At 63.1% G+C, this 20,923-nt stretch carries 18 protein-coding genes; 12 read left to right on the top strand and 6 right to left on the bottom strand.

Annotated elements, in window-relative coordinates:
* The first annotated feature begins 78 nt into the window (after positions 1-78).
* From GCM43_RS17700 to GCM43_RS17690, 3 genes are all read left to right on the top strand, one after another.
* A complete protein-coding gene (locus GCM43_RS17700) occupies positions 79-642 on the top strand; it encodes a helix-turn-helix domain-containing protein (RefSeq protein ID WP_152246659.1) in 564 nt (187 codons plus the stop codon).
* A gap of 17 nt (positions 643-659) precedes the next feature.
* Positions 660-1,181, top strand: coding sequence for a GNAT family N-acetyltransferase (locus GCM43_RS17695; protein ID WP_319636964.1), 522 nt, complete (start codon positions 660-662; stop codon positions 1,179-1,181).
* Positions 1,182-1,343: 162 nt separating this feature from the next.
* A complete protein-coding gene (locus GCM43_RS17690) occupies positions 1,344-1,607 on the top strand; it encodes a DUF378 domain-containing protein (protein WP_152246657.1) in 264 nt (87 codons plus the stop codon).
* 305 nt (positions 1,608-1,912) lie between these two features.
* Here GCM43_RS17690 and GCM43_RS17685 read toward each other — a convergent pair whose 3' ends face one another.
* Complete coding sequence (locus tag GCM43_RS17685; RefSeq protein WP_152246655.1) at positions 1,913-2,377, bottom strand: c-type cytochrome; 465 nt, start codon at positions 2,375-2,377, stop codon at positions 1,913-1,915.
* 84 nt (positions 2,378-2,461) lie between these two features.
* Positions 2,462-3,331, bottom strand: coding sequence for an EamA family transporter (locus tag GCM43_RS17680; RefSeq protein ID WP_193315660.1), 870 nt, complete (start codon positions 3,329-3,331; stop codon positions 2,462-2,464).
* 502 nt (positions 3,332-3,833) lie between these two features.
* On the opposite strand from GCM43_RS17680, the gene GCM43_RS17675 reads away from it, so the two are divergent.
* Complete coding sequence (locus GCM43_RS17675) at positions 3,834-4,373, top strand: hypothetical protein (RefSeq protein ID WP_152246653.1); 540 nt, start codon at positions 3,834-3,836, stop codon at positions 4,371-4,373.
* A gap of 38 nt (positions 4,374-4,411) precedes the next feature.
* Here the strand turns inward: GCM43_RS17675 and GCM43_RS17670 are convergent, their stop codons facing one another.
* Both GCM43_RS17670 and GCM43_RS17665 read right to left on the bottom strand, forming a co-directional pair.
* The gene (locus tag GCM43_RS17670; RefSeq protein WP_152246651.1) at positions 4,412-6,265 is read right to left on the bottom strand and encodes a phytase; all 1,854 of its coding nucleotides are present in this window, start codon (positions 6,263-6,265) and stop codon (positions 4,412-4,414) included.
* A complete protein-coding gene (locus GCM43_RS17665) occupies positions 6,265-8,817 on the bottom strand; it encodes a TonB-dependent receptor (RefSeq protein ID WP_226929541.1) in 2,553 nt (850 codons plus the stop codon). Before GCM43_RS17665 ends, GCM43_RS17670 begins: the two co-directional genes overlap by 1 nt.
* 314 nt (positions 8,818-9,131) lie before the next feature.
* Here GCM43_RS17665 and GCM43_RS17660 point away from each other — a divergent pair, with 314 nt between their 5' ends.
* From GCM43_RS17660 to GCM43_RS17635, 6 genes are all read left to right on the top strand, one after another.
* Entirely contained in the window at positions 9,132-10,040 is a 909-nt protein-coding gene (locus GCM43_RS17660; RefSeq protein ID WP_152246649.1) for a GGDEF domain-containing protein, read from the top strand.
* A gap of 3 nt (positions 10,041-10,043) precedes the next feature.
* Positions 10,044-11,066 (top strand): AraC family transcriptional regulator, encoded by a 1,023-nt coding sequence (locus GCM43_RS17655; protein WP_152246647.1) that lies wholly within the window; start codon positions 10,044-10,046, stop codon positions 11,064-11,066.
* 196 nt (positions 11,067-11,262) lie between these two features.
* Entirely contained in the window at positions 11,263-12,669 is a 1,407-nt protein-coding gene (locus tag GCM43_RS17650) for a class I SAM-dependent methyltransferase (RefSeq protein ID WP_152246645.1), read from the top strand.
* Positions 12,669-14,036 (top strand): sensor histidine kinase, encoded by a 1,368-nt coding sequence (locus GCM43_RS17645; protein ID WP_152246643.1) that lies wholly within the window; start codon positions 12,669-12,671, stop codon positions 14,034-14,036. Before GCM43_RS17650 ends, GCM43_RS17645 begins: the two co-directional genes overlap by 1 nt.
* Positions 14,023-15,204, top strand: a complete 1,182-nt coding sequence (locus GCM43_RS17640; RefSeq protein WP_152246641.1) for a response regulator — start codon at positions 14,023-14,025, stop codon at positions 15,202-15,204. Before GCM43_RS17645 ends, GCM43_RS17640 begins: the two co-directional genes overlap by 14 nt.
* A complete protein-coding gene (locus GCM43_RS17635) occupies positions 15,197-16,210 on the top strand; it encodes a response regulator (protein ID WP_152246639.1) in 1,014 nt (337 codons plus the stop codon). The genes GCM43_RS17640 and GCM43_RS17635 overlap by 8 nt, the downstream gene beginning before the upstream one ends.
* Before the next feature lie 14 nt (positions 16,211-16,224).
* Here GCM43_RS17635 and GCM43_RS17630 read toward each other — a convergent pair whose 3' ends face one another.
* Entirely contained in the window at positions 16,225-16,755 is a 531-nt protein-coding gene (locus GCM43_RS17630; protein WP_152246637.1) for an SRPBCC family protein, read from the bottom strand.
* Between the two features lie 159 nt (positions 16,756-16,914).
* On the opposite strand from GCM43_RS17630, the gene GCM43_RS17625 reads away from it, so the two are divergent.
* Together GCM43_RS17625 and GCM43_RS17620 are read left to right on the top strand one after the other, a co-directional pair.
* Entirely contained in the window at positions 16,915-17,700 is a 786-nt protein-coding gene (locus tag GCM43_RS17625; RefSeq protein WP_152246635.1) for a DNA/RNA non-specific endonuclease, read from the top strand.
* A gap of 9 nt (positions 17,701-17,709) precedes the next feature.
* Positions 17,710-17,964, top strand: coding sequence for a hypothetical protein (locus GCM43_RS17620; RefSeq protein ID WP_152246633.1), 255 nt, complete (start codon positions 17,710-17,712; stop codon positions 17,962-17,964).
* 58 nt (positions 17,965-18,022) lie between these two features.
* Here GCM43_RS17620 and GCM43_RS17615 read toward each other — a convergent pair whose 3' ends face one another.
* Entirely contained in the window at positions 18,023-20,911 is a 2,889-nt protein-coding gene (locus tag GCM43_RS17615) for a M16 family metallopeptidase (RefSeq protein WP_226929540.1), read from the bottom strand.
* Positions 20,912-20,923: the final 12 nt, after the last annotated feature.

Below are 20,923 nucleotides of genomic sequence, written 5' to 3'. Positions count from 1 at the left end.
CGGCGAGCGGGTCTGTGCGTTGCACAACGGTTGAAAAACTGCTGGCATAATTCCCAATTATGAAATAAATTCCCATTTATGGAAAAAATAATCGAAGATATCGACCAGCGCCTGGCGCTCCGCCTGCGGCAATTACGCGCGGCGCAAGGCTGGTCGCTGGACCAGCTTGCCGGCCTCAGTCAGGTCAGCCGCGCTACTTTGTCAAGGCTGGAAAACGCGGAAGTCAGCCCCACTGCCAGCGTGCTGGGACGGTTGTGCGCTGCCTACGGATTGCCCATGTCGCGCCTGATGCGGATGGTGGAAGATGATTTTACGCCGCTGCTCACGCGCGCTCAGCAACCGGTCTGGGACGATGAGAGCAGCGGCTTTCGCCGCCGCAGTGTGTCGCCGCCGGCGCGCGCTTTGGCAGGCGAGGTGCTTGACTGCGAGTTGGCACCCGGCAGCACGATTGCGTACCCGGCCACGCCGCGGCCGGGACTCGAACACCATTTGCTGCTGCAGGAGGGCAAGCTGGACATTACCATCGAAGGCGTGTCGTATCACTTGTTGCCCGGCGACTGCCTGCGCTACCAGCTCAATGGCGCCAGTGCCTTTGCCACGCCGGCCGACAGCGCCGCGCGCTATTTCCTGTTTCTGGTTTGAATGATGATGAAAGGCTGATGATGTCCATCCGAACGTTTTCTGCGGCAGACATTGCCGAGCGCCTGCCCGAACTGTCCGCCTTGCTGCATGCCTGCGTGCATGACGGCGCCAGTATCGGCTTTATATTGCCGTTCGAGCGCTCTGCCAGCGACCGGTTCTGGTTGCACAATGTGCTGCCGGCCGTCGAGCGCGGCGTGCGCCTGCTGCTGGTGGCCGAGATCGACGGGCAGATAGCCGGTTCGGTACAGCTCGACTGGGACACGCCACCCAACCAGGCGCACCGGGCCGAAGTGCGCAAGCTGCTGGTAGGGCCGGCCTTTCGCCGGCGCGGCCTGGCGCGCCAGTTGATGGTGCAGCTCGAAGTGCAGGTACGGCGCCTGCCGTGCCGGCTGCTGACGCTCGATACGCGCAGCGGCGACCATGCCCAGCCGCTGTATGCCTCGCTGGGCTACCAGGTGGCGGGCAGCATTCCGGCGTACGCGCTGGCACCAGCCTGCGACAGCCTGGATGCCACCACCATTATGTACAAACAGCTTTAAGTCTCTGCTGGCAGCCTGGTCGGTAGTTTTCTCCATGCCGATCAGGACAGCGCCGACTGAAAATCGCGGCATCGTCCGAGTGCCGTTCTGACATCGACTCGCTACACTTCCTTCAGGCTGTCTGATTTGCTCGTTGATTTGCACCTGAACAGGGAGGAAGTAATGGCGAATATTCAATCGGGAACGGACGGTGCGGCGCATGTGCCGCTGGCCAGTGCACGCCTGACTATGCTGGACTGGGTGGCGATGGCCCTGCTGATCATTGGCGGCCTGAACTGGGGGCTGGTCGGGCTGTTCGAGTTCGACCTGGTGGCCAGCATCTTTGGCGTCATGACCGCTGCATCACGCGCCGTGTATGTCATTGTCGGCTTGTGCGCCGTCTATGCTATCTACCTGTGCGTGCGCAAGCTGCCGGCCAGGGCCTAATGCCGCTAAGTTAAGCTTTTTCGAGCATTGAAAGTCGCAAGGCGAAAAATGGCGTGCAAAAGCGCGCCTGAGAAAATGCCGATGGTGGTGTTGTCGGGTTACGCCCTGCGGGCTAACCCGACCTACGCCTTGCCCTCGACATTTTTCAGCCCCGCTTGGCCCGGAGAACCTATGCGCACGACTGTGGCTTTAATGCGTTTGCCAGTGTGATTTTGGCGCCGGAGCGCTAACTTAGCGGCATCAAGGCCAGGGCCTGAGTTGTCCGGCTGACGTTTGCCCGGCAGATGAGCGTGGAAAACGGCGCGCTACTGCGTGCGCAGGTAGGCCAGCAGGTCAGCCACCTGCTGTGCGTTGCTGAGGCCCCAGAAGCGCATCTTGTTGCCGGGGATGAAATCGGAAGGCGCCTTTAAAAAGCTGGCCAGGTTTTGCTCGGTCCAGACGATATTGGCGTTCTTCATGGCGGCAGAATAGCGAAAGTCGGTGGTGGAACCGGCCTTGCGGCCGATAGCGCCGCTCAATTGCGGCCCGAAAGCGCCGCGCGCCGATGGCCCTACCTGATGGCAGGACGCGCATCGGTAGAAGACCGCCTTGCCAGCAACAGGGTCGCCTTTCAGGGGCGCAGCAGGCGTGGGCGCCGCGTGCAGCAGCGGGGTACAGCTCAGCAGCAGCGCAGCAAGCCCGAGCGCCGTGCGATGGCGGCGTAATGCGCGCCGCTCAACCGCGTTGCGGACGTTGGCAGTGGCGGCGGGGGAGATAAAAGAGGTAGGCATAGTTGGACTTTACTTCAAATTCTGGCAGTGACAAGGCGCACAGGCCAGCGGCGTCGGAAACAAAGGGCCAGCGCACTGGCAACATTAGCGCCGCACGCCCAGCGCCGCCAGTGCGGACGCAAACACGATACAGGCGATGGCCAGCCATTGCATGAGGCTCAGGTGTTCGCCGAGCACCGCCATGGCTGCCAGCGCGCTGACGGCTGGCGCGGCGGCGCTGAACATGCCGAAGACGCCTTGCGGCAAGCGACGCAGGGCAAAAATTTCCAGCGTATAGGGCACCGTGCTCGACAACAGGGCAATGGCCAGTCCGGTCAGTATCAGGCCTGGCGCCAGCAGCGCTGCGCCTGAATAGGCGACGCCGATGGGCACCGTCAGCATGGCCGCTACCGTCATGCCCCAAGCCACGGCCTGGCCGCCCTGCAGGCTGGCCGCGCGCTTGCCAAACACAATATACAGCGCCCAGCAGGTGGCGGCGCCCAGCGCATAGGCCACGCCGACCGGATTCAGGCTACCCGGGCTGCCTTGCAGCGGCAGTAGCAGATACAGCCCCAGCACCGCGCACGCCACCGCCACCAGGTCGCGCGGGCGGCGCGAGGACAGCATCGCCACTGCCAGCGGCCCCGTCACCTCGATGGCGACGGCTACGCCGATCGGGATCAATGCAAACGCACGATAAATCAGCAGGTTCATCATCCCCAGCACCGAACCGTAGACCAGCAGGTTGAGCACGTCGGTGCGCGTCAGGCGAAAGCGCCAGGGGCGGAAAATAGCCAGCAATATCAGGGCGGAGAAGCCCACCCGGTAGGCGGTAATGCCTTCCACGCCGATCACGGGAAACAGCTGTTTGGCAATCGCCGCGCCCAGATTGACGGAAATCTGGCCGCCAAGTACGGCAAGGGACGGAAAAAGCAGGCTGTCGGACAGTGGCGGGGAGGTGGTGGGGGAGCTCATGGGCCGCTATTTTAATACGGCAAGGCAGTGTCGACAGCCAAGGATTTGTCGCACAGGCTTGCCAAGGAGCAGCAGGTAGCACGGCTTAGGCTGCGAGGTATCGGCCGGCAATACCTTCGCTGTTATTTGCCTTAGTGTCATTATTAATGTTAGCGTAGCCCTTGCACAGCCTGGCTATTGCCAGGCGGCATAGTCGCTGACTTTATAGGCCGCTTTATTTGCACATATGACGATATCCTTGCGTGGCAGTACCGATCCCTATTTTTACCGGCCCCGTTTTTCCCGCCGTTCCGGTACCGCCATAGGGTTGGTGCTGGCCATCCATCTGGCCATTGTGTGGCAGGCCACGCGGCCATCTGTTATTGCGCCGGAGGCTGACCATCGTGTGTGGACGCCCTTATTGCTACAGAGGGAAGTCGTGCCAGTTTATCTGCAGCAGCCTGCACCACCGCGTGTGGACAAACGACCGGTGCCCGACAAGGACTCAGGCAAACAGGACAGGGTGCACAAACCTGTACAAAACAGCGTACAAAACAGCACACAAGACAGCGCGCCAAATACCGGCGCCGATAAAACGGCATCCACACCGGCCAACAATGCCGTCTCCGCCAGCGCCTTGCCAGCCGATGACTGGCTGTTGCCGGCGACGCCTGCAAAGCCGGCATCGAGCGCCGATGCCGGCAAGGCCTTGCCACCAGGTTTGCTGGCGCAGGCACTGAAGTCGGCTGGCGCGATTGACCGGCAACTGCGCGCCGAGCACCCGCAGGAGTTTACGGCGCCGGTTGAAACATCACAGTCGCGCCTGGCCAAGGGCATGGCCGAAGCGCATGCGGCCGTCAAGCCGGGCTGGTTCGAGCCCGCACGCATGGAACTGTTCAGCGCTCCCAACGACCCGAAACGTATTTACAAGGTCACCACGGCAGCCGGCGAATACTGCGTCTATTACGCCGACAAGGGCTCGATGAGCGAAAACCTCAGCGCGCGCTCCGGCCACGCCTCGTTTGGCGAAGCAAGAGTGGCGCCTTGCCCGATACGTTTCTGAGCACGGCAGAGCTCGGTTCATACCTGCCTTGCCCGCGACTAATCGAGTTTCAAGGCTTTGGCCACATCATCCCAGGCCACATACTTGAAGTTCTGCGGACCGTCGGGCAGGCGCTTGTAGCCATCTTGGATCACCAGCATGCCGCGCGCGTACGGGCCACCCAGGTTGGCTGAGGTCACTTCCAGGCCGTCGGTCTCCGAGGTGCCGTCGATGCGCTCGGCCAGGTTAAAGCCGACCCTGAAACGCCCGCGCAGCTTGTAGGGCGCCGTGGCGTCGAGCACCACATAGCTACTGTCGCCCTGGCTCGATACGACCAGATAATCGCCGCCCACCTTGTCCGCACTGCGGTAGATGGCCATGCCTTCCACATCGGCAGCCAGGTTGGCGCCGACCGGCAGCACCATCTGCAGCGCATCGGGTTTGGTTGCATCGGCCGAGGTGGTCCAGACGCCGCGCCGCTCTTCGCCCAGGAACAGGCGTGCGCGCTGGTCGTCCACCACGCAGCCTTCGGGCTGGCTGGCGACCTTGAAGGTGCGCAGCAGGCTGGCGCTGTATTGCGCGCCTTTTTTTGCGATCCGGTAGTGCTGGAACGTGCCGTCCTTGTCGTTGATAAACGCCTCCACGCCGCCGCCTGCGGGCTGGTACAGGCACATGCCGTAGATGCTGGCCAGGCCGGTCGGGAAACGGCCTGCCTCGGTGACGTGTCCACTGGCGTCGATGTTAAACAGCATCATGCTGTTGTCATCGCGCTGGGTCGCCACGGCCAGATCGACGCTGGCGCCGTCCAGGCTGATACCCTGGCGCACGTCGACATTGTTCAGGCGGCCCACTTCCAGCAACTGGGTTTGCTTGCCCTGCAGGTCGTACACCAGCAAGCCCTGCTTCTTGTTGGTGCCCAGCACGCGCGAATCGGCGCGGTTGGCTGCCAGCCAGATGGCCGGATCGTCGGCCGCGTCGCCCTGGCGCGCCATCGGCTCGGTCTGGCCGCGCGGCGCAATGATCGCCAGCGGTGTTTGCGGCGCGGCCTTGCCCTGCCACGACAAGGCGCGGCTTTGCCAGCCGTCCTTGCCACGCAGCAGCAGCGTATCGCCGTCGAGCAGCAACTGGCTCTCGCCCTTGTGGGCATGGAGCGTCACTGGCTGGGGCGTCAGCGCGCGCCAGGCGCCATGCTCGTCGCGCAGCAGATGCAACTTGCCCGCTTTGGCGTCCAGCACGGCCACGCCGCCTGGCAGCACGGCCAGCGCGCCGGCACCGCCGTCCAGCTGTCCATAGGGCTTCTTCAACGCCACGGCCTGGCGCTGGCCCATGCCTTCGGACTCGGTGTCATAGCTCCACAGGCCCATATTGCCTTCGCTGACCAGCAGGCGTTTGCTGGCATCGTCGACCCGGCAGTGCTTGACATGCGGCGGCAGCGCCAGCTTGCGCACCAGCTGACGCTGTTCGCCCTGCATCACCCACTGTTCGGCCTGGCCGTCTTTGCCGATCAAAAACAGGTGGTCGAGCTGCTGGGCGTCGCGGTACAGGCATGAGGCCTCGACCGAGAAGGTGGCGTCGGGAAACGGCGCCAGGCGCACCAGCTTGCCTGCCTGCAGGTCGACCGAGACCGGCACTGGCCGCTGGGTATCGGCTTCCAGGAATACCGCCAGCACCTGGCCGGCGGCGATGCGCGTGTCGAGCTGCTTGGCCCGCACCGCGATGCGGTCCAGTTCGCGCCCGCCGGCGTCGAGCAGATGCAGGCCGTGCTTGTCGACGGTCAGCCATCGCCCGTCGGGCAGGCGCGCCAGTTCTTCGGCCTGCGCCATGATGATAGGCACGGCGGGCAGGGCAGCCTGCAGCGGCAGGGAAAACGCGGCCAGCAGCACGGCTGCCAGTACGGTATGTTGGTATGCCATCAGAATGCGCTCGCTTTCAGGCTCAGTTTGTAGGTGCGGCCATATTGTTCGTTTTGCACGTTATAGGCTTTGGTTCCTTGGTAAACATAGTATTTCTCGTTGTTCAGGTTGGCCGCTTCAAACGTGACGGCCAGCTGTTTCGACAACTGCCAGGTCAGCGAGAAATCAAGCTGCTTCTGGCGGTCGACGATATGGTCCTGGCTTTGCTGCAGGATATCGCCGCCCATTTCCAGCAAGTAAGGCGATTTATAGTTGAGCGCCAGACGCGTGCTGATGGGGCCGGCTTCATAGCCCAACATCAGGTTCATCACCTGATTGGACTGGCCCGGCAGGCGGATGGTGCGGTTGACCTGGCGGCCGGCGGCCTTGTCGTAGCGGCCGATCTGCGCGCTCGAATTGCTCAAGGTGGCGTTGGCGCCCAGCAGAAGGCGGTTGAACGGCGCCGGCAGCATGCGCAGCGGCTGCATATACGACAGCTCCAGGCCCTTGACCTTGGCCGTGTCGCCATTGGCGTACGAGGTGGCGCTGGTATAGCCGGCCCACTGGCCGGTGCCAGCCAGGTTGGTGGTGTAGGTAAAGTTCTTGATGTCTTTATAAAAGCCATAGGCCGATACCACGCCGTCATTGCCCAGCACGCGCTCGACGCCCAGGTCGAGGTTGTTGGCTTTCAGCGGTTTCAGGTCGGGGTTGCCGATCACCGCTTCGGTATTGCTGGGCAGGCTGACGCCCGGCGCCAGCTGGCTGAAATTGGCGCGTACTACCGCCTGCGTCCAGGCCGCGCGCACGCTGGTGTGCGGGTCGAGGTCGTAGCGTGTCTGCAGGTTGGGCAGCCAGTTGGTGTAGGACCGCTCGCGCGACAGCGACGTGGCCACGCCGACGCTGTCAACTTGTGAGCCGGCCGCTTCAAAACTGGTGCGCTCGGCGCGCACGCCGCCCAGGATATGCCAGGCATCAAAATCATAGGCGTTCTGCACATACATGGCGTTGATGTCTTCGTGCATGCGGTAGTCGTTGATGACGGACTCGGTCGCCAGGCGTGCCTTGTCGCGGTCGAGGCCGGCCACGCACGCGCGGATCAGCGCGGCATCGAGCGGCACGCCGATGGCGCCCAGGTCGAAGTCCAGGCTGCCGCCCTTGACGAAGCTGCTCATCGATACGGGCCCGGCGCCCCAGTAGTTGCCGCTGGTGGCCTTGCTGCTGTTGTATGCCCACTGATCGGTGTCGTTGGATTTTTCACGGCGGCTCAGTTTGGCGCCGAATTTCAGCGTGGCGACATCGAATTTGCGCGCCAGGTCGATGCGCGCGTGGTGTTCGTCGTCCTTTGAATAACGTTTTTGCAGGGTAATGCTGTTCAGCGCATAGCTGGCCGGATCGTACAGCGACGCCGGGCCGGTCAGCAGCGGCTGCTCGGTGTCGGTGAATTTCACACCGGCAAAGTTGCTGAGGCCGCGGAAACGACCATCGTTGAGCGCTTCAGGTGTATCTTCGGTAGCGCGGCTCAGGCCGCCCTTGATGTCGAGCGTCCAGTCGCCCGATTTTTGCTGGGTGCCCAGCACCAGTGAACGCACCTGCTGCGTGTATTTGCGCTGGCGCAGGCGGCGCTCGGCGCGCGCGGTGCCGGTTTCACCGTCGGCCAGGCTACCGCCGGCAATATTGCTGATGGTCAGGCGGTCGCGTACTTCATTGTCGGAAAATTCGCTCAGGAACGAGCGCAAAAACCAGCTGTTGCCCGCTTCCGGACGATAATCGAGATTGACGGCAAAGGCGGCGCGCTTGCGCACCGGCAGGTAGTCGCGCAGTTCCAGGCTGGACAGGCGGCCATTGCTCCAGGCGCCGCCCGTCTCCACGTCGTCCGAGCCGAACGAGCGCTTTTCGGCCGAGACACCGGCCGCCACGCCCAGCTTGCCGTCCATAAAGCGCTGCGCCCACAGCGCGCCGGCGCTGGGGCTGGTCTTGCCGGTCTTGCCGTCGTGGCTGGCGCCCACGTTGCCCGACAACAGCGTGCCGGGCAGGTCGAACGCCGACAGCGACTTGACTTCCACCGTGGCGCCCAGCGAATTGGCGTCCATTTCCGGCAGCAGCGTTTTCGATACTTCCAGCGTGCGGATCAGCCCGGCTGGCAGGATATCGAGCGCCACCGCGCGCCGGCCCGCTTCGGGCGAGGGCACCAGTGCGCCATTGATGGTGACGGCGTTCAGGTCGGGGCCCAGGCCGCGCACGGTGATATAGCGGCCTTCGCCCTGGTCGCGCTGCACCGATACGCCCGGCAGGCGCGCCAGCGCCTCGGCCGCGTTCTTGTCGGGCAGGCCGCCGATATCGTCGCTGCTGACCACGCTGATAATATTATCGGCCTTTTCCTGCGCGGCAATCGCATTGCGCAGGCTGGCGCGCTGGCCGCTGACGACAACGGTGCTGCCCGCCTCGGCAGCGATAAAGGCCTGGCCTTCGGCCATGGCGTGGCCGCTGAAGAGCGCCAGGACGGCCGCTGCCAGTGCAGAGCGGCGCAGCGGGGCGGCAGTAGGGGAGGCAAACATCGGAGAAGGGTAGGTCATGACAGGCTCGGTAGTGGAAGGAGACGGGCGGATTCTAGGCAGCAAATATGACTAATCCGTGACAGCTTTCCGGGCTCGTGTGCGAAACGCCGGCAAAACCTGCCGTTGCCAGCGAAAAGCGGGGGGCCATGAGCTGAAATGACCTGTGCTGGCGCGCTGGCGTCTCTTGGAATAGCTGTTTTGCCATCTTTTACGGGTTGCCGGTGAGCCGTTTGCACCCCTGTGCGTATCTCTGTCTGTTGTGGCGCATGGCTGTCATCGTCCTGTCACGCGCAAGCGGTATCGTTGTTGCATACTATGTAAAGGTCTTGGTTATGCTGCAACTGCACCGCAACAGCCTGGTCGTCGCCATCGTGGCGCTGCCGGTTTTCTTCCTGCTGTATTCCACGCTGGGCACGCCCAAGCCGTTTGCTGCCTGGAAGTGGATGGACATCGTCTGCGAGGGCGGCACGGCCGTCATGGCCGGCATATGGTTTCTGTTTACGCTCAGCAGCCGGCCGCGCGGGCTGGTCACGCGCCTGCTGGCAGGCGGCCTGTGCGCGATCATGCTCGGCTCGTGGGCAGATTGCCTCGATGAGTTTTTTGCCGTCGACAAACGCGACCTGTGGGACAACTGGCTCGAAGCGCTGATTCCGTTCGGCATGCTGCTGGTGACGGTGGGCATGTATTACTGGCGCCACGAGCAATTTCGTCTGAACGAACACCTGCAAAAGCGCGAGCGCCTGTTTCGCGACCACCGCGCTTTCGACCGCATTACCCAGCTGGCCGACGCCAGCTATCTGCGCACGCAGATCCGGCTGGAACAGGAGCGCCGTCCCGGCCTGGACTGTGCGCTGGTGCTGCTCGATATCGACCGCTTCCACCTGATTAACCGCGAACACGGCCATGCCGAAGGCGACCGCGTGCTGCAGGCCGTCGGCCATATGCTGCTGCTGAACCTGCGCAATGACGACCTGCTGTGCCGCTATGCGGGCGACCGCTTTGCCGTGCTGATGCCGGGCGTGTCGCGCGAGCAGGCCATGTCGGTGGCGCGCCACCTGTGCCATATGGTGGGGCAGATGCGCTATTTCGCCAAAGATGCCGAACTCTGCCTGAGCCTGCGCCACGCCTGCTCCATGACCGACGGCGTGCCCGAAGTGGTGCTGGCCGAACTGAGCCGGGCGGTGGAAACGCCGCTGCGCGCGGCACCACCGGGGTCGGCGTCGGCACCAGCTGCGGCCTGAACCGTGTTTCTGCATGCGAACGAGCCCAGCATCGCGGCGCGGCACCAGCCGGCGCTGGTGTTTGATTATGCATTGACGCGCGATGCCTGCCAAAGCACGCTGCTGCGCGGCACCGGTCTCGATGAGACTGCATGGCAGGGCGCCGACGCCCGCCTCAGTGCCGCGCAATACCTGCAACTGCTGGCCAATGCGGCGCGCAGCGTCGACAGCGCCGACACCAGTTTCATGCTCGGCCAGCAACTGCTGCCGGGGCGCGACGGCGCGCTCAGCCATGCGCTGCTGCAGGCGCCCAGCCTGCGCCAGGCGCTGGCTATCCTGTGCACTTACCATGCGCGATTGTGTCCGCTGTTGCAGCCGCGCCTGCGCGAAGCGGGGCCACTGCTGGTGCTGTACTGGACCGACACCTACGGCGCACCGAGCCAGCTGCCGTTCCTGGTCGAGATGCACATGACGGCGCTGGCGGCCATGTGCCGCTGGCTGGCCGGCGAGCCGCTGCCATGGCGCTATTGCTTCAACCGCGCGCGCCCGCGCCATGTGGAGCAGCACGAGGTGCACCTGGGGCAGGGGCTGCGTTTTGACTGCCAGCTCGACGCCATGCTGATCGACAGCCACTGGCTCGACCGTCCCTGGCCGCGCGGTAACGCCAACGCCTGCGCGCTGGCGCTGCGCGAGGCGGCGCAGGAAGCGGTAGTGGCACCCAGCCTGTTGTCTGGGCTGTACGACTACCTGCTCGAGCATATCCGCTGCGCCCCCACGCTGGAGCGCACGGCCTTGCACTTCGGCGTCAGCCCGGCTACCTTCAAGCGCCATCTGGCGCGCCACGGCAGCCACTTCCAGGCCGAACTGGACCAGGTGCGCGCGCACAAGGCCATCTATTTGTTCCAGGCGCATGGCTATGACAATGACGCCGTGGCCGCCTACCTGGGCTTTCACGATGCGACCAACTTTCGCCGCTCCTTCAAGCGCTGGACCGGGCAGACGCCGCAGTTGCTGCGCCATGCGCTGGCGCTGTTTGGCGCCGCCTGATGGCGAGCGCCGGATTTTTCCTCCAGGAATAATTGCCCGGCGTTTTATATCCATAGTACACTCGACAACAAAGCGTGCAGACGCGCTTTTCCGACCCTGTCCAGCCCGATGGTCAGCCATGCTGTCAGCCATCATCCGTGATGCCAGTCATGACCCTGCCGAGGCCTGGGGCCTGATAACTTGATCAAGTCCATCCGTGTATTCACAATCGCAAATCGATCCGGTCGTCAGTTTCCGCAACACCCAGGGTGAAGCGGTGCGCGGCACGATTTTCAATCTCCAGCGCAATTCGCTGGTGATGGAAGTCTATAACCCGTATTCCATCGTGCAGGTCAGCGAGGTGCTGAGCGAACTGACCGTGCGCATGGGAACCAAGAATGCCTATGTCGGCAAGGCGGTGGTCATCAGCAGCGTCAATACGGGGCTGACCGCTATCGTGTCGGTCACGCTGATCGACGAGTGGCGCGAACTGAGCGACGTGGTGGTGATCGAAGGGGCGGTGCGGCGCGAATCGAGCGCCTTTGTTGCCGGCTGGAGCGAGCGCTTTCGCATCGACCGCGACTACCAGATCGTGGTCAATGAAATGCGCGCCTTTTTGTCGGAGGTGGCGCGCTGGGTCGAGCAGGTCGACCTGAGCGACTCGCTGCCCAAGGAAAACGGCCGCCTGCGCGCCGATATCTTCGACGAGCTGGCCCAGCCTTTGATGGAGCAGACCCAGCATTACCTGCGCCAGCTCGAAGCGGCCGCTGCGCTGGTCGACCCCGAGCTGGCGCCGGCCCACCGCGCCTTTGCGCAGGCGGCGCTGCATCCGCTGATCCTGCGCGCGCCGTTCGTGTTTCGCACCTTTACCAAGCCGCTCGGCTATGCTGGCGATTATCAGATGGTCAACCAGTTGCTCGACGATCCGCGCCAGGGGCCCAGTACCTACTTTCAGATCGTCAATGCGGCCTTTCTGCAGGCGGCCGTCGCCACCGCCCACCGCAATCGCATCGATATCCTCACGCGCTTTCTGTCGCACAAGGCGGCCGAGGCGCGCGCGGCCGGGCGCGTGTTTCGCGTGCTCAATGTGGGCTGCGGCCCGGCTGTCGAGGTGCAGCGCTTTATCGAAACCTGCGACGACGCGCAGTGGCTGGCCTTCGAGCTGGTCGATTTCAGCGCCGAGACGCTGGACTGGACGCGCGCGCGCCTGGCGAGCGTGATGCAGCGCAGCGGGCGTGAAATCAGTGTCGCTTATGTGCACGATTCGGTGCACAACCTGCTCAAGCGGCGCGCCGGCGGGCTGCCAGGCGCCAGTCCGGACGGCAGCTCGGGCAATTTCGACGCTGTCTATTGCGCCGGCTTGTTCGACTATCTGTCCGACAAGGTCTGCGCGCGCCTGCTGCAGCACTTCGCCTCGCGCGTGGGCTCGGGCGGGCGCCTGCTGGTGACCAATGTGCACGCCAGCAATCCCGGCAAGCACGGCATGGAGCATCTGCTCGAATGGCATCTGATCTATCGCGATGAAGCGGGCCTGGCCGGCTTGCTGCCGGAGCAGGCCAGCGAGCTGGCCATTTATGTCGACGCCACCGGCGTCAACGTATTTGCCGAAGCGAGCATTGCCTGATGGTCAGTCAAAGCGCCAGTCCCGCGCTGCAGGCCAGCTACAGCGATGTGCTGCGCGACTTCCGGGTCGAGTTCAGCCGTGGCGGCGCCTGGACCGGCATCGTGCTGGTGTTGCTGGGCATGGGACTAGATTCGGCTCTGTATCCGGCCATGCTGGTGCCGTTTACGGCGGCGCGCGTGGTGGTTGCCGCATTGATTTATCTGGTGCTGCGCTCGCTGCGCACGCCGTGGGCGCAAGAGCGCATCCAGTGGCTGACCTTTGTCTGGCTGCTGCTGCCGCAGTTGATGATTGCCTGGATGATTGCGCTGACCGAAGGCGCCGACTCGATCTATTATGTCGGCATGACGCTGGCCATCTATTCGTCGGGCATCGTGCTGGCCTTCGGCCTGTGGCAGAACATTGTGTTTGGTGCGATTTCCTTTTTGCTGTACGTGGCCGCCTGCGTCTGGCATGCGGGCAGCCTGCAGCAGCAGGCCGGGTTTGTCGTCAACAGCCTGTTTCTGATCATGTCGGCCTGTGTCAGCGCGGTATTTACCTACTTTAACGAGCGCGCGCGCTTTATGCTGTTCCAGCTCAAGGCCGAAGTGGCGCAGAAGAACTTGCAGCTGGAAGACAACAACCGCAGCCTGGCCGATATCAAGGGCCAGATGCTGCAGCAGGAAAAGATGGCGGCGATCGGCACGCTGGCGGCCGGCATGCTGCATGAAGTCAACAATCCCGTCAATTACTGCATGATGGCCATCGAAGTGGCCATCGAAGACCCGGCGGCGCAGCAGAGTGCGCTGGTCAGCGAATGCCTGGCCGACGCCAAGGAGGGCATGCTGCGCGTGCAGCATATCGTGTCCGACCTGAAAACCTTTGCCTACCGCAAGAGCGGTAACGAGCTCGAACATGGCCAGTTTTTGTTCCAGCGCGCGCTGGAGTCGGCGATCCGGCTGGTCGGCCATGAAACCAAGAATGTCAGCATGACGCACGACCTGCCCGACGATACGCTGGTGCGCGGCGACGAGGCGGCCATCGTGGGCGTGCTGATCAACCTGTTCGGCAACGCCGCGCTGTCCATGCGCAAGGGCAATACGCCGCCATATGAAATCCACGTCAGTGCGCGCTGGCAGGCTGATCGCCTGCATGTCAGCGTGCGCGACAACGGGCCCGGCATCGCGCCGGAAAACCTGGCGCGCGTGTTCGAGCCGTTCTTTACCACGCGCGAAGTGGGGCAGGGCCTGGGACTGGGGCTGAGCATCAGCTATGGCGTGATCGAGCGCCATGGCGGCACCTTGTCGGCAGAGAGCGAATACGGCGCCTGGGCCAGCATGAATTTTGATTTGCAGCGCGCCAACTGGGAGGACGCCGATGCAGTTCGATAGCCGCGCAACGGTGCTGTATGTCGATGATGAAGCCATGGCGCGCAAGTATTTTGAGCAGGCCGTGTCTTCGCGCTACCGCGTGCTGACCGCCGTCGGCGTGACCGCAGCGCTGGCCGTGCTGGCGGTGCCGGGCCAGCGCGTCGACGTGCTGGTGACCGACTACCGCATGCCCGAGCGGCTCGGCAGCGAGCTGCTGCAGGAAGTGGCCAGCCGCTATCCGCATATCGTCTGCCTGATGCTGACCGCTTATGCCGACAAGCAGGTGCTGCTTGAGCTGATCAATGCCGGCACGCCGTTCCGGTTGCTTGAAAAGCCGCTCGATACTGCCACGCTGCTGGTCGCGCTGCAACAGGCGGCGCAGGCGGGGCGCCAGCGCGCGGCGCGCCGCCAGGGCCTGATGGCCATCGATGAATCGCTCGCTTTCCTGGCGCACGAACTCAATGCGCCGCTGGCGGCGATGGCCAATTTTGCGCGTGGCATCGAGCACCGCGCCGCCAGCAGCAGTCCGCTCGAGGCGGAAATCGGCGAAGCGGCGGCGCTGATGCACGGCCATGCGCGTTATTGCCTGTCGCTGCTGGCGCGCTTTGTCGATACGGTACGGCTGGCCGGTAATGGCCTGGGCCTGCAAGCCGGCGCCGCTGGCGAGGCCGCCAGCGCCTCGCAACTGCTGGCGCAGGTACTGGACAGCTATCCCATGAGCGCGGCCCAGCGCGCTGCCGTGCAGGTGCGCGTCACGCAGGACTTTGCCGTGACCGAGTCGCCCAACTGCGTGGCGCTGATTCTCTCTTGCGTGTTGGGCCATGCGCTGCAGGCCGTGCAGGGCGAGAGCGCGCCGGCCTTGCTGTTCACGATCGATGGCGCTCGCATGACGCTGTGCCACAATGGCGGCGGCATGGAGCCGGCTACCGTGCGGCGCATGCTGGCCGATCCGCACGGCGACGGCGCCGATGGCGAGGATGAAGATGATGAGCAGGCGGCGGGCCTTGTTTTCTGCCAGCGCATGATGCAGTCGTTTGGCGGCGCCATCGATATCGGCGGCGAGCCTGGTTTGTCGACCTGCATCAGCCTGCATTTTCCGCTGCAGTGCAGCGCACCCGACAGCGTACACGACAATTCACACGATTCCGTAACCAATTTCCCAGCCCAACCAAGGAGCGAGCATGATTGACGCCCATCTGCGTTTGCCGGCAAGCGAGCCGCCGGCGCCGGCGCTGCCGACCATTTTGTATGTCGATGACGAGGCCAACGCCCTCAAGTATTTCCAGCGTGCCATTGCACCGCTGGCCGAAGTGCTGACGGCCATGTCGGTTGAGGAAGGCAAGCGCATCCTCGATGAAAACGCCGGCCGCATTTCCGTGCTGGTATCGGACCAGCGCATGCCCGGCGCCTATGGCAATGAGTTGCTGTCCTACGCCTGGGACCGCTATCCCGATATCGTGCGCATATTGACCACCGCCTATTCGGAGATCGAGCATACGGTCGAGGCCGTCAACCAGGGCCAGATCCACCGCTATATCCAGAAACCGTGGGATATCGCGGCGCTGCGCATGGAGCTCAAGCAGGCGCTGGCGCTGGCCCAGCTGCGCTCCGAACACGCCCAGCTGCTGCGTGAAAAATTGCTGGTGCGCCAGCGCCAGGCCGTGGCCAACCGCATCGGTGCGCTGTACGCACTATGCGCCAGCCTGGCCGGGCCGGAACAGCAGTTGCCGGTGGAAGCTTATCTGTCGGCAGCGCTGACGGCCGGCGTCACGCCGCCCGAGCCGGACTGGCTGCTGATGGATTATGCCGACCTGGTCAGTTCCGAAGCGTTCCGCAGCACCGCGTTTGGCGCGGCAGTGCGCCTGCAGCTCGACATTATCGAGCGCGACTATGCGGGACGCGGCGTCGAACCGGCCTTCGAGCTGCTGCAGGCGGCGTTCGGTGCATCGCTGCAGCAGGCGGGCAGCAGCGCGCTGTTCCTGGAGGCGGGCAAGCTGACGGAGTTCCTGGAAACGCCGACCGGCAGCGCCGTGTCGCATGCACACGCCAGTTGGCTGGCTATTTTGTTGTGGCTGGCGCGGCGCGGCTGGGCGTTGCAGCTGAGCCGCAGCGAGCAGGGACTGCAGGGACGGCTGGCGCAGGCCGAGCCGGCCTTGACGCCCAACCATCTGGCGGCCTGGATCGAGCATTTCTAGTCAGCGATGGGGCCTCAAGGCTGCTCGGCGGCAGTCTTGAGGTTGGCGAGGCCTTTTTCAAAGTCCTTGCCGATCATGCGGTCCATGCTGACAAACACCGTCATGACCTTGCTGACATAGGGGCTGGGACCGGTCATGGTCCAGCTTACGCGCGTCTGCTCGCCTTCGGACGCCAGTTCGAACGTGGTGGTGTTGTGGCTTTCATAGGGTTTCAGAAAGTCCAGCTTGATCACCGTGCGCCCACTATCGGCTGCCTCAAGGATTTCCATGCGGCCTACGCCGACCTTTTCATCGCCTTGCCAGGCATAACTGGCGCCCTGGCCGCTGGCCGGGCCGCCATAGCTGCGGCGCATGTCGGGATCGAGCTTTTCCCATGGCGACCAGTTTGGCCACTGACGGAAGTCATTGATCAGGGCGGCAATTTTCTGTGGCGGCGCGGCGATCGAAACATGGCGCTGCACGCTGAAGGTGTCGGGTTTGGTGGTGGCGTAGCCGAGGATGACGGCCACGGCGATGGCGATAAACAACAGGGTTTTCTTGATCATGTGCTCTCCATGGCGAGACGGTGACGCGAACAAATCGCAACCATCTTAGTAGAGAAGCACCGTGCAGACATGTGCCGCAGCGTCCGGTTTGTGAAGCGCGGCCATCCTCCGCTAGAATGCTGGCCTGCAAGAATCTTGCGAATCTTAATCCAGGGACTTATGATTGAACGATCGATCGCCAGGCTGACGCTGGCGTGCGGCGTGCTGGCCACCGCCTTCGCCGCCAACTTCGCGCATGCCGAGGCATGCCCCACCCATTATATGGACGGCCAGGCGCCGCAAATTACCAATCCCAAGCTGGAAAGGGCCACCACGGCGCTGTGCTACAAGGTGTTTGGCGTGATGCATTCGGGCGTCACGCGCACGCCGTTGTGGTCGGCCGAGCACCTGACGGCTGGCAATGTCGAAGCGGCGCAGGACCTGTCGCGCGAGAATTCGTTCCATGCCGAGCCGAAACTGCCGGTGGGCCAGCGCGCCGAACTGTCCGACTACGCGCGCAGCGGCTTCGACCGTGGCCATATGGCGCCCAACGGCGACATGCCGGACCGGCGCAGCCAGCAAGACAGCTTTACGCTGGCCAATATGGTGCCGCAGGACTCGCGCAACAACCGCTATGTGTGGGCCGGCATCGAAGGGGCCGTGCGCAAAATGGCCAAGAAAGAGGGCGATCTGTACGTGATTACGGGACCGGCCTTTATCGGTGGCAACTTGCGCAAGGTCGGCCGCGTGATCGTGCCCAGCCATTTGTACAAGGCCGTCTACAGCCCGCGCCAGCGCGCCGGCGCCGCCTACTTTATTGAAAATACGGATACCAAGGATTATGAGGTGCTGAGCATTGCGCAACTGGAAGACAAGCTCGGCATCAATCTGCTACCGTCATTGACGCGCCAGCAGAAACTGGCGATGCTCAAACTGCCTAAAATTAACAGCAAGAAGTTTAAATAAGGAGAACTCATGAGCGCTAAAAAATTCGTGCCGTTTGCCAATGAAAGCGACGTGCTCCAGTTGGCCACGCTGTCGGTGGAAAACCGCCTCGACCGCATCAGTCTGCTGGGCGACCTCGATCTCACCTGCGACCAGGCCGGCCTGGCACTGGCGCGCCAGCTGCAGAAACTGCTGGGCGAGGTGGTGGCGGAACTGGAGAAAAAAGACTTGCCGAAGGAACTGCCACCGCCCGAGGTAAAGACGGTGGACAATCCGTTTGAGTAAAGCCAGGGCGGGTGCCTGATTGCCGGCAAGCAGGACGCTGCCGGCGAACACCTTGCGTTTACTTTTCAAACACGGCCGATGCCGGCGTGACGCGCACTGACTCGGGCGCGATGCCCAGTTTCATGGCGCCGATCACCTTGTCTTCATCAAGCAGCGACTGCGGTTTGTTGCCGTCGTACTTGATGGGCGAGTAGGCGTCGCTGATCAGCTTGTCTTTGAGGCCGGCCGCATCCTTGGCCACGATCACCACCGACAGGTTTTTTACCGACAAGTGCTGTTTGATGGCGCGGTTGACGTCGGCCACCGTCAGCTTCGACAGGCCGTCACGCATCAGTTTGGTAAATTCCGGCGTGCCATACCACTGTGAGTCGAGCGCGTAGCCCAGTTGCTGGTCCTGCGTCGAGGTCATCACGAACACGTTTTTCATCAGGTAGTCGCGGGTGGTGGCGAACTGTTCTTCGCTCAAGCCGTTGTCGATCAGCTTGCCCAGTTCGGTCAGCGCCACGCGCAGTGCGAAGTGGGCGTTTTCCGGGGCGACCGGGCGGATCCAGATTTCAAACAGCTGCGACTGGCGGCCCAGGTTGGGGTTCGGGAAGAACTGGAACATGCCGCGCGGGAAGGCTTCGATATACGCGTAGTCGCCGTAGTTCATGCCGCGAATTTCACGGATGCGCTGGTACAGATACGAGTTCGACGCACGGTGTTCGCCCAGCCAGGTCTTGGCCAGCCACAGTGCGGCAAAGTCCGGGTCACGGCGCGTGACGTTGAGCGGCAGACCGAAAGAGATGGCGGTGGCGCGCGTGTTTTTCTCGATGATTTCCACTTCCAGCCCTTGCGCCTGGCGCCCGGCCGGCTTGGCTACCTTGGCCAGGCCATTGCCGGCCGGCAGTTGCGCCAGCGACTGCGTGAGCGAGGCGGTCATGGCGTCGCTGACGTCGCCCGAGATGCCGATCTTGACTGCGCCCTGGGTATAAGCCTGCTGCCAGAATTGCTTGACATCGTCGAGCGTGATGGCGTCGATGCCGGCCGCCGTGCCCAGCACAGGATGACCATACGGCGTGCCCGCATACACATTGGTTTGCAGGCGCTCCTTGGCGAACTCTTCCTCGTTGTTGTCTTTCAGGTCTAGCAGCAGCGCGTTTTTCTGCGCGTCTTTCAGACGGCGGAAATCGTCTTCGCGAAAGCCTGGCGTGAGCAGCAGCGGCAGGGCGATCTGGTTGAACTGCTGCCAGTTATCCTTGTGGATCGAGCCGGTAAAGGTCGTCATTTCCTTGTCGGTCTGCTGGGTAAAGCTGCCGGCCAGCGGGAACAGCGCCTGGTTCACTTCGTCGATCTTGCGCTCGCGCGAGCCGCCGGCCGTCACCATCGCCGCCGTCAGCGCCGCCAGGCCTTCCTTGCCTTTGGGATCCTGCGCCGAGCCCACATTAAACAACAGCTTGTAGCGGATTTGCGGCAGGGTTGATTTTTGCACCAGCATATCGAATTTCACGTTCGCCACCGGTGGCAGCAGGCTGGCCAGCTTGGGCGTGGTGGCCATCGCTTCGGGCATGGCCTGGTTCGACAGCGTGGTCACCACCAGGCGCTCGTCGGTCAGGTATTTGCGCGCTGCTGCCTGCAGATCGGCTGGCGTCAAGCTGTCGATCAGGCGGTAGTACTGGTTGATGGTGGCGTAGGAGCGGTCGAAATGCACGTACGAGGCCAGCGTGCCGGCAATCTGCTCGGTATTGTCGAGCGAGCGGATCAGGCCGTATTTCTGCGCCGATTTGGCGTCTGCCAGGTCCTGTTCGCTGATGGGCGACTCGCGCAGGCTGGCCACAGTGGCCAGCATGGCGTCGCGCACCAGCACGGTGTCGCTGATGTTTTTGACGCGTGCACCGATCACGGCCAGGGTCGGATCGACGCGGTTGGGCGTCATGTCAAACAGCTGGTCGACTTTCTGTTCATTTTGCACCAGGCGCTTGTACAGCGGGGAAGTGCGGCCAAAGGCCAGCGACAGCACGGTGGCCAGCGCCGCCTGGTCCTTGTTGACGACGGAAAACGCCGGCGCATGGAAGCCCACCGCTACCCATGGCAGGGTCGGCGTCGGCCAGGCCACGTGCTTGTAGATGGGGCCATGCGGTGCTGGCTCGACCGGTACGGCCGCCTGTTGCTTGCCGCGCTGCCAGCCGCTCCAGTATTTTTCCACCAGCGCAATGGCTTTTTGCGGCTCGACGTCGCCGGCAATAATGATGGTGGTGCGCTCGGGGCGGTACCAGCGGTCAAAGAAGATTTTCGAGTAGGCATACTGGTTGGGCATGTCTTCGATGTCCTGGATAAAGCCCATCGTCGTATGCTTGTAGGTATGCGTGGTGTAGGCGCTGTCGCGCATCACTTCAAACAGCTTGGAGACCGGATTGGCGCTGTTCTTGTTGTATTCGCCCAGCACGGCGCGCGATTCGGTCTTGAACGCGTCTTCGGGATAGTCGAGGTGCTGGAAGCGGTCGGCTTCGACCTTGAGCACCGTTTCCAGGTCATCCTTGGCAAACGTGGTGTGGTAGTTGGTCAGGTCGTCGCTGGTATAGGCGTTCTGGCGCGCGCCGGCCTTGGTAATGATTTCCTGGTATTTCTCGGGCGGATAAGCCTTGGTGCCACGGAACATCATATGCTCGAAAAAGTGCGCAAAGCCCGACTTGCCCGGCTCGACTTCATTGCGCGAACCGGTCTGTACCGGGATCTGCAAGGAAACAATATTGGGAAAACCGGTCGGCACGATAATAATTTTCAGACCGTTGGCCAGGGTTTTCTCGGTGGCCTTGAATGGCAGCAGATCGGTTTTGGCGGCGCTGCTGGCGGTGGCCTTGACCGGCGCCGGTTTGCCCGGCGCGGTTTGCTGGGCCAGGCTTGATGAAGCCATCGCCGAGATGGTCAGCGCAAAGGCGGGCAGTAGATGGTGACGTATTTTTGACACGTGGGCTCCTGG

The sequence above is a fragment of the Janthinobacterium aquaticum genome (genome assembly GCF_009208565.1).
In the GTDB taxonomy this organism is placed as follows: Bacteria; Pseudomonadota; Gammaproteobacteria; order Burkholderiales; family Burkholderiaceae_D; genus Janthinobacterium.
The sequence above is the reverse complement of the archived record's forward strand: the minus strand, read 5'-3'. Positions and strand labels throughout refer to the sequence as shown.